This window comes from Terriglobia bacterium (genome assembly GCA_020072815.1).
Taxonomy (GTDB): Bacteria; Acidobacteriota; Terriglobia; order Terriglobales; family Acidobacteriaceae; genus Angelobacter.
In genome coordinates this window covers 109170-122069 of record JAIQGE010000011.1, presented here as the reverse complement: position 1 = coordinate 122069, position 12900 = coordinate 109170, and the positions used below count along the sequence as shown (strand labels likewise).

Annotated in this window: 15 protein-coding genes; 5 read left to right on the top strand and 10 right to left on the bottom strand. The window is 59.6% G+C overall.

Annotation, left to right across the window (positions count from 1 at the left end; all coding sequences use genetic code 11):
- Positions 1-50 precede the first annotated feature (50 nt).
- Together LAO20_15145 and LAO20_15140 are read left to right on the top strand one after the other, a co-directional pair.
- Positions 51-413 carry a sulfite exporter TauE/SafE family protein gene (locus tag LAO20_15145; protein ID MBZ5532764.1) on the top strand — a complete coding sequence of 121 codons (363 nt, stop codon included), beginning with the start codon at positions 51-53 and terminating at the stop codon, positions 411-413.
- A gap of 303 nt (positions 414-716) precedes the next feature.
- Positions 717-2471 carry a VWA domain-containing protein gene (locus LAO20_15140; GenBank protein ID MBZ5532763.1) on the top strand — a complete coding sequence of 585 codons (1755 nt, stop codon included), beginning with the start codon at positions 717-719 and terminating at the stop codon, positions 2469-2471.
- A gap of 19 nt (positions 2472-2490) precedes the next feature.
- Here the strand turns inward: LAO20_15140 and hflX are convergent, their stop codons facing one another.
- Complete coding sequence (hflX, locus tag LAO20_15135) at positions 2491-3876, bottom strand: GTPase HflX (GenBank protein MBZ5532762.1); 1386 nt, start codon at positions 3874-3876, stop codon at positions 2491-2493.
- A 42-nt stretch (positions 3877-3918) separates the two neighbouring features.
- A complete protein-coding gene (gene hfq / locus LAO20_15130) occupies positions 3919-4203 on the bottom strand; it encodes an RNA chaperone Hfq (protein MBZ5532761.1) in 285 nt (94 codons plus the stop codon).
- A 192-nt stretch (positions 4204-4395) separates the two neighbouring features.
- On the opposite strand from hfq, the gene LAO20_15125 reads away from it, so the two are divergent.
- A complete protein-coding gene (locus LAO20_15125) occupies positions 4396-5526 on the top strand; it encodes a DegT/DnrJ/EryC1/StrS family aminotransferase (GenBank protein MBZ5532760.1) in 1131 nt (376 codons plus the stop codon).
- A 22-nt stretch (positions 5527-5548) separates the two neighbouring features.
- Here LAO20_15125 and LAO20_15120 read toward each other — a convergent pair whose 3' ends face one another.
- The 8 genes from LAO20_15120 to LAO20_15085 all read right to left on the bottom strand — a co-directional run bounded on the left by LAO20_15120 (position 5549) and on the right by LAO20_15085 (position 10878).
- Positions 5549-5776, bottom strand: coding sequence for a hypothetical protein (locus tag LAO20_15120; protein ID MBZ5532759.1), 228 nt, complete (start codon positions 5774-5776; stop codon positions 5549-5551).
- 37 nt (positions 5777-5813) lie between these two features.
- Positions 5814-6161, bottom strand: a complete 348-nt coding sequence (locus LAO20_15115) for a hypothetical protein (protein MBZ5532758.1) — start codon at positions 6159-6161, stop codon at positions 5814-5816.
- Positions 6154-6720, bottom strand: a complete 567-nt coding sequence (locus LAO20_15110) for an RNA polymerase sigma factor (protein ID MBZ5532757.1) — start codon at positions 6718-6720, stop codon at positions 6154-6156. Before LAO20_15110 ends, LAO20_15115 begins: the two co-directional genes overlap by 8 nt.
- 4 nt (positions 6721-6724) lie before the next feature.
- Positions 6725-7162 (bottom strand): hypothetical protein, encoded by a 438-nt coding sequence (locus tag LAO20_15105; GenBank protein MBZ5532756.1) that lies wholly within the window; start codon positions 7160-7162, stop codon positions 6725-6727.
- 109 nt (positions 7163-7271) lie between these two features.
- Complete coding sequence (locus tag LAO20_15100; GenBank protein MBZ5532755.1) at positions 7272-8342, bottom strand: SH3 domain-containing protein; 1071 nt, start codon at positions 8340-8342, stop codon at positions 7272-7274.
- A 251-nt stretch (positions 8343-8593) separates the two neighbouring features.
- On the bottom strand, positions 8594-9040 hold the full coding sequence (locus LAO20_15095; GenBank protein MBZ5532754.1) for a DUF2203 domain-containing protein: 447 nt from the start codon (positions 9038-9040) through the stop codon (positions 8594-8596).
- Between the two features lie 44 nt (positions 9041-9084).
- Positions 9085-10218 carry a quinolinate synthase NadA gene (gene nadA, locus LAO20_15090; protein MBZ5532753.1) on the bottom strand — a complete coding sequence of 378 codons (1134 nt, stop codon included), beginning with the start codon at positions 10216-10218 and terminating at the stop codon, positions 9085-9087.
- A gap of 294 nt (positions 10219-10512) precedes the next feature.
- The gene (locus LAO20_15085) at positions 10513-10878 is read right to left on the bottom strand and encodes a hypothetical protein (protein ID MBZ5532752.1); all 366 of its coding nucleotides are present in this window, start codon (positions 10876-10878) and stop codon (positions 10513-10515) included.
- A 168-nt stretch (positions 10879-11046) separates the two neighbouring features.
- Between LAO20_15085 and LAO20_15080 the strand changes: the two genes are divergently transcribed.
- Both LAO20_15080 and moeB read left to right on the top strand, forming a co-directional pair.
- On the top strand, positions 11047-11505 hold the full coding sequence (locus LAO20_15080) for a M67 family metallopeptidase (GenBank protein MBZ5532751.1): 459 nt from the start codon (positions 11047-11049) through the stop codon (positions 11503-11505).
- 125 nt (positions 11506-11630) lie between these two features.
- Complete coding sequence (gene moeB, locus LAO20_15075) at positions 11631-12803, top strand: molybdopterin-synthase adenylyltransferase MoeB (GenBank protein MBZ5532750.1); 1173 nt, start codon at positions 11631-11633, stop codon at positions 12801-12803.
- The last annotated feature ends 97 nt before the right edge of the window (positions 12804-12900 follow it).

Below are 12900 nucleotides of genomic sequence, written 5' to 3'. Positions count from 1 at the left end.
ACACGGATTTTCACTTTGCTCAACCTCACCGCCGTCTTATGATTTTCTTCATGATGATCTTTTCTTACTTGCTGCTTGGGCTGCTGGTCGGCCTGCTCTCCGGCGTGGTGGGCATCGGCGGCGGAGTTCTCATTGTTCCCGCTTTGGTGTATGTCTTCCGCATGAGCCAGCACAAGGCCCAGGGGACGTCGCTGGGGGCCCTGCTGGCGCCCATCGGCGCGCTCGCTTTTTGGGAGTATTACAAGGCCGGCAACGTAGACGTGCCCGCGGCCCTGCTCATTGCCCTAGGCTTTGCCGTGGGCGGCTATTTCGGCGGCCACTGGGCCCAGCACCTCCCCGAAGTCGTTGTGCGCCGGGCATTTGGCGTCCTTATAGTGATCGTCGGCCTGCACCTGGTGTTGGCTGCCAAATAGCCCATCGTCACACCTGTTTTGTGGGATATTTACGCCCTCGTGCGCCCCCAATCACAGACCTGGCTCTAAGTAAAAAAGACCCTCGAGAAACACTTGACACCCCTTGGAACTGGCCTAGAATGGAATTATCACCTCCGATCCGATTCAGGATCGAATGGGCTTGTGGCCAAGGAAACCGTCACCGCTTCTTGGTCTCAGGCCCATTTAAATTTTCCCTTCGCGAATCAAAGCCTCACTTCCTGCGTCTAAACTAACGTTTGCCCCGTGAGCGAAGTCTGTAGATCCCAGTGAGGAGACCGCTCCATGCAACGCTTTTTCCGCTCCATCTGGATTGCAGTGATGGCTTTGCTTCCCGCGACGGCGGCCTCCGCCCAAACAACGGACCGCCCTCCCGCGAAAGAGCCGCTTACCAAAATACGCGCCACCACCCGCCTGGTCGTAGTGGACGTGATCTCCACCGACGCAAAAGGCAAGCCCATCGCCGACCTGAACAAAGACGACTTCACTCTCTTCGAAGACGGCAAGCCGCAGCAGATCAAAGTGTTCAGCTTTCAGCCGCCGGCCAGCGCCACCTTAGAGCCCGCAAAAGCTGTAGCGGCGGCCGCCAAACTTCCGGAAAATGTTTTTACCAACATCCCCGCGTACAAGACCACGGGCGCGCTCAACGTGATTCTTTTGGATTGGCTGAACACGCCCAACTTGAACCAGACAGACGCCCGGCTTCGGCTGCTCAAGATCGTGGACCAACTCCCGCAGGGCCGGCCCGTGGCCATTTTCCTGCTTGGCGCAAAATTGCAACTGATTCAGGATTTCACCAGCGATCCCGAAGTATTGCGCCGCGTGGTCGGCAATCTGAACAGCAAGAACTCTCCCCTGATGCCCAACCCCATGAGTGACGCCACGCCTTCGCTCATTCCCTGGCAACTGGCCCAGCACATTCCGGAGGCCATGCTGGAGCGCATTATTCAATTTGACGCGCGCACGCAGAGCGCGCAAACCAACAATCGCGTGCTGTTCACGCTGGACGCGCTGGACGCGCTGGAAGCCCTGGCCCAGGCCCTGGCCGCCTATCCGGGACGCAAGAACGTAATTTGGATTTCTGAAGCCTTTCCCTTGACCTCATTGGTCAGCGACCTCAAGTTTCAAAATCGCGACGCGGCGGACAACTACAGCCTGCAAATCGCCCGCATCGCTGATCGCCTGATGAGCGCGCAAATTGCCATGTATCCGGTTGACCTCCACGGCATCCCCATGAACTCTGATCTGTTCCAGATCGGTAATGACGGTCATGACGAATACGGCCGCAAGCTGACTCTGCAAAACGCTGACAAACTCTCTGACAGACTGAGCAACGCCCGCGCCACCATGGACGAACTGGCCGACGAGACCGGCGGGCGCGCTTACTACAACACTACGGACTTCGGCAAAGTCATCCTGGCCAGCATGGAAGACGGCTCCACCTACTACACGCTCGGCTACTATCCTGATAACAAGAACTGGGACGGCAAGTTCCGCAAGATCCAGGTGAAGACCGTCCGCCACGGCGTCAAGCTTCGCTACCGGCTGGGTTACTATGCCGCCAGCCTCGCGGCGTATCAGGCTGAATCTCCGCGGCAGCGCGCCATTGAGCTGGGCAAAGCCGTGGACCCGCAGACGCCCGCTTCCACAACGCTGCTGTTCCAGGCCCAGGTGGAGCCGCCGTCCGCCCGGACGCAAAACAAAGTCCGGGTAACCTTTGTGATTGATCCCCACTCGGTATCCTTCGACCGGACGGAAGACGATCTCTACCATGCCGATTTGAGCTGCGTGGTGCAGGTCTATTCCGAAAAAGGCGAAGCCGTGCGGACGGAGAGTTTCACCATCACCTCCGGCTTGAAGCACGCTGACTACGACCACGTGATGAAGACGTACGTCCCTTGCCGCGTTACTTTCGATCTCGCGGCCGGCTCGTACCCGCTGCGGCTGGCGGTGCGCGACGAACATACGGGCGCCATCGGCACAGCCAATGCCGGAGTCGTCGTCCCGGTGGAGTCTACGTCCGGAACTCAACCTCATTAGATGGTCAAATGGGTCGCGGTTATTTCTTCTTAGCCCGCGGCTTGACCACATACGCATCCAGCGCGCGTGCCAGCGATTCCGGCGCGTCCACTTCCAGTTGCACTGTCGCATCGCGGTAAGCCCGCTTCACCACGTGCGCGCGGGCCTCAATCTGCGCCAGCAGCTTGCCTTCGCTCTGCGGGATACGCAGGCGCAGGTGGCGCAAAGCGTCAATGCTGATCCGCTGGTCAATCGCCGCTTGGAGATCGTCCAAACCCAGGCGCTGGGCCGACGAAATGTACACCGTGGAAGGCGTACTGGCCAGCGACCGCCGCTGTGCTTCCGGCAGCAAGTCAATCTTGTTCATCACGCGGATCTGCGGCGTGTTCTGGACTTCCAGGTCCTTCAGCACTTTCTCCACCTGCTGTTGCTGCTCCTGCGCCACCGGGCTGGTCACGTCGCAAACGTGCAGCAGCAGCGCGGCGCGCTGCACTTCTTCCAGCGTGGCGCGGAAGGCGGTCACCAGCGTGGTCGGCAGGCTGCGGATAAAACCTACCGTGTCTGACAGCAGCACGCGGCGCTTGCTGGGAAGCGTAATCCCGCGGATGGTCGGGTCCAGCGTGGCAAACATGCGCGACGAAGCAACCACGCCGGCATCCGTCAGCGCGTTGAACAGCGTTGACTTGCCGGCATTGGTGTAGCCGACCAGCGCCACCGTGGGCAGCGGGACGGATTCCCGGCGCTGCCGCTGTTGCGCCCGCACCCGCCGCACTTCTTCCACCTGCTGCTTGATGTGGCGAATGCGCCGGTAAATCTTGCGGCGGTCGGTCTCCAGTTGCGTTTCACCCGGACCGCGCGTGCCGATGCCGCCGCCCAGTTGTGACATCTCAATGCCGCGCCCGGCCAGCCGGGGCAACATGTACTCCAGCTGCGCCAGTTCCACTTGCAACTGGCCTTCACGACTGCGAGCGTGGCGGGCAAAAATGTCCAGGATAAGCTGGGTGCGGTCAATCACCCGCGCATTCACTTCGTTTTCAATATTGCGTTGCTGGGAAGGCGAGAGATCGTGGTCAATCAGCACCAGGTCGGCTTGCGCTGACGCTACGGCTCCGGCAATCTCCTGTAATTTGCCGATGCCCATCAGCGTGGCGGGATCAGGCCGGTCGCGGCGCTGTATGAACTCGCCCACAATCTCCGCGCCGGCAGAAGTTGCCAGTTCGCGGAACTCCGCCAGAGATTCTTCTAGGCCAGGACGCAGCCGCGGAGAAGGTCCCGCGTCCGGCTGCTGGGTTTCCGTGTGGCGCGCGGCATCGCGGGCCAGCACGGCGCTGGGCGGCAGCTCCACGTCGCGGTCCGTGCGCGAACGGTGGCGAAACTCCACCGCCACCAGGAATGCTCGCTCCGGCCGGTCGCGACCGGTGGACATACCCGCCGGTTTACGAAAGCGGGAACGCGGCCCAGGAATAGATTAGCCCTCTACTTTGGCCGGTGCGTGCTCGGCTTCAGCTCCCGCATGATGTCCCCCGCGGACATCATGGTGGCTTCCCTTGGACATGACCACCGTGGAGATGGCATGTTTGAAGATGAGCTGCTCCTGATTGTTGGTTTCCAGGACGACCGAGTACTTGTCGAACGACCGTATGCGGCCCGTCAGCTTGACTCCGCTCAAAAGGTAGATGGTGACCTGCGTCTTGTCCTTTCGCGCAGTGTTCAAAAAGGAGTCCTGTATGTTTTGTGCCGGCTTGGTTTCCATTTGCCGATCTTTCTCCTGTTAAGTTCTACCTGGAACTCAAGGGAAACAGCTTTCTTACCTTACATCTTACGGCTGGATACATTGTAGCTTTTCATGGGTCTATCGGCAAAAGTACCTTAGCCCCATTTGGGATGCTAAAATCCACTTCATACCCTTGTGAAAACCGCGAGCCAAAAGTCGCTGGAAGTGCCTATGCTGGACTTGGCGCGCCAATATGCCGGCCTGCGCGAAGAAGTCCTGGCGGCGGTCACCCGGGTCTGCGACTCGCAGAAGTACATTCTGGGTGATGAAGTTACGGCCTTTGAGCGGGAGTTTGCCGCCCTCTGCGGGACCACCGAATCCGTGGCCTGCGCCTCCGGCACGGACGCCCTCTGGCTGGCGATGGCCGCCGCCGGCGTCACCAACGGCGATTCGGTCATCACCACGCCTTTTAGTTTCTTTGCCACCGCCAGTTCCATCCTCCGCGCCGGCGCCCGTCCGGTGTTCGTGGACGTTGATCGGGAAACACTGAATATTGATCCCGCCAAAGTTGCCCAGGCCCTGCGAAGCTCCGCGCCGCGCCGCCATGCCATCATGCCCGTGCATCTTTACGGCCAGTGTGCGGACATGGATGCCCTCGGGCGACTCGCAGCTGAATTCAAGCTTCGCGTAATTGAGGATGCCGCGCAGGCCGTGGGAGCATCGTGGAACGGAAAACCCGCCGGCGCGCTGGGCGATGCCGCAGCGTTCAGTTTTTATCCCACCAAGAACTTAAGCGCTTTTGGCGATGCCGGCGTCCTCACCACCAGCGACCCTGTACTCGCCGAACACGTGCGCTCGTTGCGCAATCACGGCGCCAAGCAGCGCTATTACCACGATGAAATCGGCGCCAACAGCCGCATGGATTCCATCCAAGCCGCGGTGCTGCGGGTGAAGATGCGCTATCTGCCGCGCTGGAATGATGCTCGCCGCCAGCGGGCAAAGATTTACGATCAGCTATTCGCCGCCGCTGGACTCACCCGGACCGGAGCCAACTCGCCCGCCCCCGTGACATTGCTCAAGACCCGCAAGGAAGCTCACCACATCTACCATCAATACGTGGTTCGCGTGCAGCAGCGCGACAAGCTGCGAGACTTCCTCAAAGACCGCGGCGTTGGCTCAGAGATTTACTATCCCGTGCCCCTGCACCTGCAAAAGTGCTTCAGCTACCTGGGCAACGCGAAAGGCGATCTGCCGGAAGCCGAGCTGGCCGCCGCTGAAGTCCTGGCGCTGCCCATGTTCCCCGAACTGGAAGAGGCGGAACAGCGCCACGTGGTGGAATCCATCGCTGAATTCTATTCCTAGCGCGGCATCCTATCGCCGCTGCTCACTTGTATCCCGGCCAGTTTTTCTGGACCTCGGCGATTTTGGCGCGCTGGGCCTCGATGTCTTGGGCATCCGGCGGCGCCTGCGACGATTGTGGGTTTTGCTGGGACAAGACGGCAAGAATGCTTTTCAGCGTGCGGTCAATGCTGAAAAGCCGCAGCTGCGCGATGATCAGGATGATGCTCACAACCAGCATCGCCAGCGACAGGACAATTCCAAGATCTTCCATGCGTTCCTCCGAGCGACGGCATACTACCAGAGCTTCGCTATTGGTGGAAGCTGGAATCTCGCACCTTGAATGTCCGCAAACTGGTGGCAAAGATAATCGCGGCTGCGGCAGCAACCGCCACGGCCAGCAGCAGGATGAGATTGCTCTGCTGAGTTCCGGCATGAAACGTCAGCCAATTCACGGCCACCAATCCCAGTAACAACGCGGCGCCCACCGCGGACACCACCATCCGCATGATCGCCATGGGACGTTCAACCCGCTCTTTTGCTTCCAGTTTTTTGAGGACTTGCGCCCGCCACCAGATCAGTCCCGGGCTGGGCAGTTGCGGCCGATGATCGTCGGCCATCTTCTTGATCAGAGCATCAAATTGAAAATCATTACTCATGGGACCCTCTGAACCCTGCTTTTTCCAGCAAGTCTTTCGCTTTCTCTCGCGCGCGGAATACCATCACCCGGACGCTCTGCTCTTTCACGCCTAGAATAGCGCTGATTTCCTTGTGGCTCATCTCTTCCACGTGGGCCAGCCACAGCACGGCGCGTTCCTGCGCGCCCAGTTGGTCGAACACCGCCGCCATGTCCACGGGAAGGTTGAAATTCTGGTGGGTTTCTTCCGTCACGCTGCTCTGTTCAGTCCATTCGCGTTCGCGCTTCTGCCGCCGCCAGCGGTCGCGCAGGATGTTGGTGGCCGTGGTGTAAAGGTAGGCCTTGCGGCCGGCTTCGTCCATGGAGGGTACTGCGATCATGCGGATGTAAGCGTCCTGCAGGACTTCATCCGCCGTGGCCGGATCGCGGCTCAGCCGGCACAGGTAGCCATGCAGCGTCCGCGCCGTCCGCAGATAGAAGATCTCAAATTCCGCCTGCGCCGCCTGCTCCTCGCGCGCGGCATCGCTGCGTGTTTTGGTCATGGCCATCAGGATTTGCCGTTCTCCGGTTATGGCAACCAAGCCCTCACTCCTTCACTCCCGCATCCATTTTTCTCGCGATAAAGTACGAGACGACAGCCGAAACCAGAAAGCCCGCGCCCATGCAAATGGAAAGCATCCCGAGAATGTCCACAAACCAGAGCCGATTGCGCAGGGCGGCCCCCAGCAATCCCACACCGGCAAACGCCAGCACCATCCCGATCTGCACGGTTTTCAAGATCGCCTGCCGCGGACTGGTGACGGCATCAGTAAAGCTCATCACATATTTCTGCCCCGCCGGCGACTGCATGAACTCGGCAAAGTCATGCGCCGACGCAAACTTTTCCAGCAACGCCTTCTGCATGGACGTTTGCTGCCTGCGTCGCAAGCCCGTGGTGACAATGTAGGCGATCCAAACCCACATGGCAATGAACGTCAGCAATAGGGCCCATTCTTTCAATTGGCTGCTCACGAATGCATCCATAATGTTCGACCTCCAGCACTAGAACGAATGGGGCGAACCTGAGGTTAACAGGAATGTTCTGAATAAAATGGATGGATTGCGGCCAAAAAACTGGCCTGCCGAGACCGCCTTACCCCTGGCGATGGCCCCGCGACGTACTCTCCCCGCGCTTCTTCTTGGGCTTGGCCGGAGGCTCTTCGCCCGGCGCATAGGCTTTGCGCACCATCGGCGGGTTGAACTTGTACAGCTGCTGGCGGGCTTTGCCGTCATCGTCTTTCAGGCGCAGGGTAAAGGTCCGCAGCGTGCCTTCTTTGCCGCCAAAATCCTGGCGCCCCATCTCCACCGGGAGCGAACCGGACAAGTTCTTTTCGCGGTACGCCGTCTCGTAGCGATGTTTGCGTGTGTTCCAGGTGTACACCCGGACCTGGGTGAAGTCCGCCGCCAGTCCGTCCTTATTCTCGGTCAGCAGCGCCAGGTACTCGGGGACCTTCTTGTCGCCGTCCTGGACTTCATCCAGCGGGAACGCGCCGATCACGCGGCTGCCTTCCGCGTACTGCGCAATCTCAATTGGGATGTCCAGGTACAGCGTGCGTCCCAGCACCCAACCCACGCGTTTTTGCGTGTCGCGGACCAGCCACCAATCTTCCATCACCACGTCAGGCGTGCTGCTGTCCTTTTCGTCATCGCTGTCCGCATCGGCGTCCTTGTCTTTGTCTTTCTGCTGTTTCTCCATCTGTGCCGCGGTGGCGTTGCGCGCGGCCGCGCGCCGTTCCAGCAACTCCACTTTCTGCTTCTCGTTCAGCAAATAAAGGTAGCCGGCTTTCCTCCCCGGCAGCACGTGGACTTTCACCTGCAACTCCACCGTCGCCGTGCCCTGCGGCAGCGACGTCTTGTACTGCTCGGCCAGCCGCTGGAACTGGTCGAAAGTCTGCTGGTCGGCCAGAAGGCGCTCTTGCACCCAGCCTTCTTCTCCGCGCGGCGTGCGCACGCGAACAAAGCGCCGGTTCTGCATCCGCTCCAGCACTAGCAACCGCTCACCGTTGTGCGCCAGTCCGGTCTTGTTGTAGATGGTGGAAACGTGGTCGCGCAGTGACGCCTCCGGCACGGCGACGTAGAGATACTCCGTCTTGCCCGACGTGCCGCCCCCGCATCCCGGCAAACTGAGCACGCTCGCCAGCGCGGCAACCGCGCAGACAGCCATGCGCGCGCGCCTGGCGACTCGCCTTATACTCTGGAATTTCATTGGAATCCTGAACACAAATATAGCAGCCCTTGCGCCCCGGAAACAGATGACGCGGAATTGTCCGGCTGGACATGCGCGTCCCATAATCAGGACAGGTGGACGCCGAGCCTGTTGGGCGATGACCGCATCTTCCCGCGCTCCTTAGGACTCAGCAACGTTCGTTCAATCCTGGCAATTTTGGCATTTTCGGCGATTCTGGCAATCTTCTGCTAGTTCGGCTTTTCTTTCTTCTTCCCGCTCCTGATCCGCTCATCAATCAGCTTGCGTCCGCGGAAGCCTTCTTCCACGCCGTGCCAGTATTCGATCTCGTCTTCGCCGTACTTCCAGCACAGCAGGACGATCTCGCCCTCCACCACGCAGGGAAAATCCAGCAGGCCGATATCAATGTCCTTGACCTGCACGCCGATGGAATCAATCTCCGCCAGAGCGTCTTTGGTCTCTTGCAGGGCTTTGTCGCGCACCGCAACCCGCCGCGCCCGCTTCACGATGTCCACGTGGAACCCGCCGCTCTCTATGATGCGGCGATGCAGTTCCAGCGACTCGCGCTCCACCTGCTCAATAGTCCGCTTGCCCTCCATGGCCGTCTTGAGCAACGACTTGAGCACGGGCACCAGCGTCTGGGCTTCTTCCAGCGTGAATGTTTTGGGTTTGTCCATTTATTTCTCTTTGCGCCCTTTGCGTCCTTTGCGGTGAACGGTCTTTACTTCACTTCCAGCATCCTATCCAGCGCTACCCGCGCCCAGTGCTTCACGTCGTCGGCCACTTGTATGCGGTTCACCACCTGGCCGTCCACCAGGTTCTCCAGCGACCAGCACAGATGCTGCGGTGAAATTCGGAACATTGTCGTGCACAGGCAACCGGAATCATCCAAGGTGATGACCATCTTGTTGTCCTTGGCAAACTCTTTGCTCGCGCGGTTGACCAGATGGATCTCCGTGCCCACGGCAAACTTGCTGCCCGCCGGGGACTCTTTGATCATCTTGATCAGCCCCTCGGTGGAGCCCACGCCGTCAGCCTTTTGGCAAACTTCCCAGCGGCACTCCGGATGCACGATGACCTTGATGTCGGGATGCTTTGCGCGGACCTTGTCCACGTGTTCGGGCAAAAAGCGCTGGTGGACGGAGCAATGGCCCTTCCACAGAATTACTTTCGCCGCGCGCAGTTGCTGCGGCGTAAGCCCGCCCAGGACTTTGAACGGGTCCCACACCACGCAATCTTCCAGGGGGATTCCCATGGCGTAGGCGGTGTTGCGGCCCAGATGCTGGTCAGGCAGGAAGAAGATCTTCTCGTTGCGGGCAAACGCCCACTGGAACGCCGCACCGGCATTCGACGACGTGCACACCAGCCCGCCGCGCTCGCCGCAAAATGCCTTGATCGCCGCCGTGGAGTTCATGTACGTAAGCGGCGTAATGCCGTGGCCCAGTTCGTCGGTGAGGCCCTGTTTGACCAGCTGTTTCCAGGCGGCTTCTACCTGGCCAATCTCCGCCATGTCGGCCATGGAACACCCGGCATTCATGTCCGGCAGAATCACCTGCTGGCCGCCGTGGCCGAGCACGTCCGCGCTTTCCGCCATAAAGTGCACGCCGCAGAAGACAACGTATTCTGCCTGGGTGCGCGCAGCCTCCTGGGAGAGCTTGTAGGAGTCGCCGCGAAAATCGGCAAAGCGGATCACTTCATCGCGCTGGTAGTGGTGACCGAGAACAACCACGCGCTCGCCCAGCGCGGCCTTGGCCGCAGCGATGCGCGCGTCCATGCTTTGGTCGGGGAGTACGAGATAGTTGTCGAGGGAACAGATTTCCGCCCGCTCGGACAATGGAGCAACAAAGGTCGTCATTTTCTTTTCCGCCTTCAGTCCCAGGAGCTTGACGCCCCGGAACGGGGATGTTGAAAGCATCCGCAGGCTCCAGCAGATCCACTGCGCCGTTTTGCACTCAGGCGCCCGATCTGCGGGGTTGTTGAAGCCCGCAGTCTTACTATTACTTTGATGCCCTTGGGCCGGGTCAGGACACTAAATAAACCGAGCCTCCCAGCCGCTCAAAAGCACAGGCTTATTCTCCCATTGGGACGCGCTTTCAGGCAAACTTCGGCAAGCAAGTGATTGGGCAAAAAGCGTCGGAAATTGCATCCTTCATTCGTAGCGCAGCGCCACCAGGGGATCCACTTTGGTGGCGCGTCTCGCGGACAAGAAGGCTGCTACTGCGGTGACCATCAGCAATCCCAGGCACACTGCCACTACAGGTCGAAGATCGAAAGCTCCCAACTGGAACAGCAAGCTGCGGATGGAACTGGACACTGTCCTGGTTCCGGCAGCGCCGCCAAGCAGTCTATCGACCGCCACCAGCATGCTCCTTCTCAGGAAGAGCGACAGAACGTCGATCCGTTGCGCGCCCAGGGGCGATTCGCTTGTAGCTTCCAAAAACTGGAGAAACGCATGCAACTGCACATTGAAAGGTGCAAATTTTGCCGGAAGGAAGAGTAAGACGGCTGAAATCACCAATTTTCCAACAAAAATTGCTGCAACAATGATGCAATCCCTGGGCGAATCGTCTAAGATGAGTGCCCTTCGTCTGGAGCAGTTCGTCGCTCCGCTTTGATTTTGTGACGGGGCTTGTCCTGGCCGGCAAGCTTGTGGAAAATCCGCGCCACTTGCCAGGAGACCCTTATGCTGAAGATCAGCAAGGCGGACTACGATTTGATCCGCTGGGAAGCCGAACGCAGCTATCCCAACGAATGTTGCGGCATCCTACTGGGCAACTTTCTGGAAGGCCATCGCCTGGTGACCATGACCGTCACCTGCGAAAACGCGCGGTCGGACTCGCCCGCGAACCGCTACAGCATCAAGCCGCAGCAAGTTATTAACGCCCAAAAGCTGGCCAAGAGCCGCGGCGAAGACATCATCGGCTTTTATCACTCGCATCCTGACCATCCGCCCCACCCCTCGCCCACCGACCTGGAGGAAGCTTACTGGTTCAATTGCTCTTACGTGATCACCAGCGTGGAGCGCGGGAGCTCTCGCGCCACACAGTCTTTCGAGTTGCTGGGCCAGGAGGAGCGTAAGGAGCTGCAGCCGGAAGAAATTGAGATTGTCGCCAACCAGCAGCCGCTCAAAATAGCTCTGTAACGTTATAATGTTGTCATGCTTTGGTTTTGTCGAATGTGCCGCCTGCCTCGCTAGCCCCGCGCGTCTGCGCTTTCCCTGAGGACCATTTCCAAGCTAAGCTCCTTGAGCAATGAAAGGAAATCTGTATGGCCACCACTTTGGCGCCTGAATCCCTTCCCGCATTGAACAACCAGGAGGTCCTGCGTTACTCCCGGCACCTGATCATGCCGGAAGTGGGCATGGAGGGCCAGCAAAAGCTCAAGGCTGCGCGCGTGCTCTGCATCGGCACCGGAGGGCTGGGCTCGCCGCTGGCTCTGTATCTTTCCGCCGCCGGCGTGGGCACGCTGGGGCTGGTGGACTTCGACGTCGTGGATTTCACCAACCTGCAGCGCCAGGTGATCCACTTCACCAGTGACGTGGGGCGTCCCAAGCTGGAGTCAGCGCGGGAAAAGATTGCGGCCATCAATCCTTTCGTCAACGTGCAGACGTTTAACGCCAAGCTCACCAGCGACAACGCGCTGGAGATCTTCGCCGGCTTTGACATCATTGTGGACGGCACGGACAACTTCCCCACGCGCTTCCTGGTCAATGACGCTTGCGTCTTCACCGGCAAGCCCAACGTGTACGGCTCCATTTTCCGCTTTGAGGGCCAGGCCAGCGTGTTCGCCGCCAAAGACGGGCCCTGCTACCGCTGCCTTTATCCCGAGCCGCCTCCGCCCGGGCTGGTCCCTTCCTGCGCGGAAGGCGGAGTGCTCGGCATTTTGCCCGGACTGGTCGGCTTGATCCAGGCCACGGAAGTCATCAAACTCATTCTGGGCAGCGGGCAGCCGCTGATCGGACGCCTGCTGCTGGTGGACGCCCTCGGCATGAAGTTCCGCGAACTCAAGCTGCGCAAAAATCCTGACTGTGTGGTTTGCGGCGACCACCCCACCGTCACTAAACTTATTGATTACGAAGAATTCTGCGGATTGCGCGGACAGGAGACACCTGTGAACCAGACCGGCATACCTGAAATCAGTGTGGAAGAACTGAAGCAGCGGCTTGACGCCAAGGACGACATCTTCATCCTGGACGTGCGCGAGGCCCACGAATACCAGATCTGCAACCTCAACGGCCACCTCATCCCGCTCAACGATCTGTCCAAGCGCGTCAGCGAACTAGATCCGGCCAAGGAGATGGTGGTCCATTGCCGTTCCGGCGTCCGCAGCGCGCGCGCCGTGGCTTTTTTGCGCCAGGCCGGTTTCACCAAAGCGAAGAACCTGGCGGGTGGAATCCTGGCCTGGGCGGACAGGGTAGACCCGAAGGTGCCGAAGTACTGAAGAAGCAATTAGCAAACGGAAGTATGTATTTTACGCAATCGCGGGACGCGGCGGGATATCGCGGCTCCCAACCGCGCTCAAATGTTGGTGACGTGAT

What these genes read in the sequence shown, in the direction of transcription:
- LAO20_15115 (MBZ5532758.1), bottom strand. Translation starts at nt 6,161, where the DNA reads ATGAGTAATGATTTTCAATTTGATGCTCTGATCAAGAAGATGGCCGAC.
- LAO20_15120 (MBZ5532759.1), bottom strand. Translation starts at nt 5,776, where the DNA reads ATGGAAGATCTTGGAATTGTCCTGTCGCTGGCGATGCTGGTTGTGAGC.
- LAO20_15095 (MBZ5532754.1), bottom strand. Translation starts at nt 9,040, where the DNA reads ATGGACAAACCCAAAACATTCACGCTGGAAGAAGCCCAGACGCTGGTG.
- LAO20_15145 (MBZ5532764.1), top strand. Translation starts at nt 51, where the DNA reads ATGATGATCTTTTCTTACTTGCTGCTTGGGCTGCTGGTCGGCCTGCTC.
- hfq (MBZ5532761.1), bottom strand. Translation starts at nt 4,203, where the DNA reads ATGGAAACCAAGCCGGCACAAAACATACAGGACTCCTTTTTGAACACT.
- moeB (MBZ5532750.1), top strand. Translation starts at nt 11,631, where the DNA reads ATGGCCACCACTTTGGCGCCTGAATCCCTTCCCGCATTGAACAACCAG.
- LAO20_15105 (MBZ5532756.1), bottom strand. Translation starts at nt 7,162, where the DNA reads ATGGATGCATTCGTGAGCAGCCAATTGAAAGAATGGGCCCTATTGCTG.
- LAO20_15125 (MBZ5532760.1), top strand. Translation starts at nt 4,396, where the DNA reads ATGCTGGACTTGGCGCGCCAATATGCCGGCCTGCGCGAAGAAGTCCTG.
- nadA (MBZ5532753.1), bottom strand. Translation starts at nt 10,218, where the DNA reads ATGACGACCTTTGTTGCTCCATTGTCCGAGCGGGCGGAAATCTGTTCC.
- LAO20_15100 (MBZ5532755.1), bottom strand. Translation starts at nt 8,342, where the DNA reads ATGGCTGTCTGCGCGGTTGCCGCGCTGGCGAGCGTGCTCAGTTTGCCG.
- hflX (MBZ5532762.1), bottom strand. Translation starts at nt 3,876, where the DNA reads ATGTCCACCGGTCGCGACCGGCCGGAGCGAGCATTCCTGGTGGCGGTG.
- LAO20_15080 (MBZ5532751.1), top strand. Translation starts at nt 11,047, where the DNA reads ATGCTGAAGATCAGCAAGGCGGACTACGATTTGATCCGCTGGGAAGCC.
- LAO20_15140 (MBZ5532763.1), top strand. Translation starts at nt 717, where the DNA reads ATGCAACGCTTTTTCCGCTCCATCTGGATTGCAGTGATGGCTTTGCTT.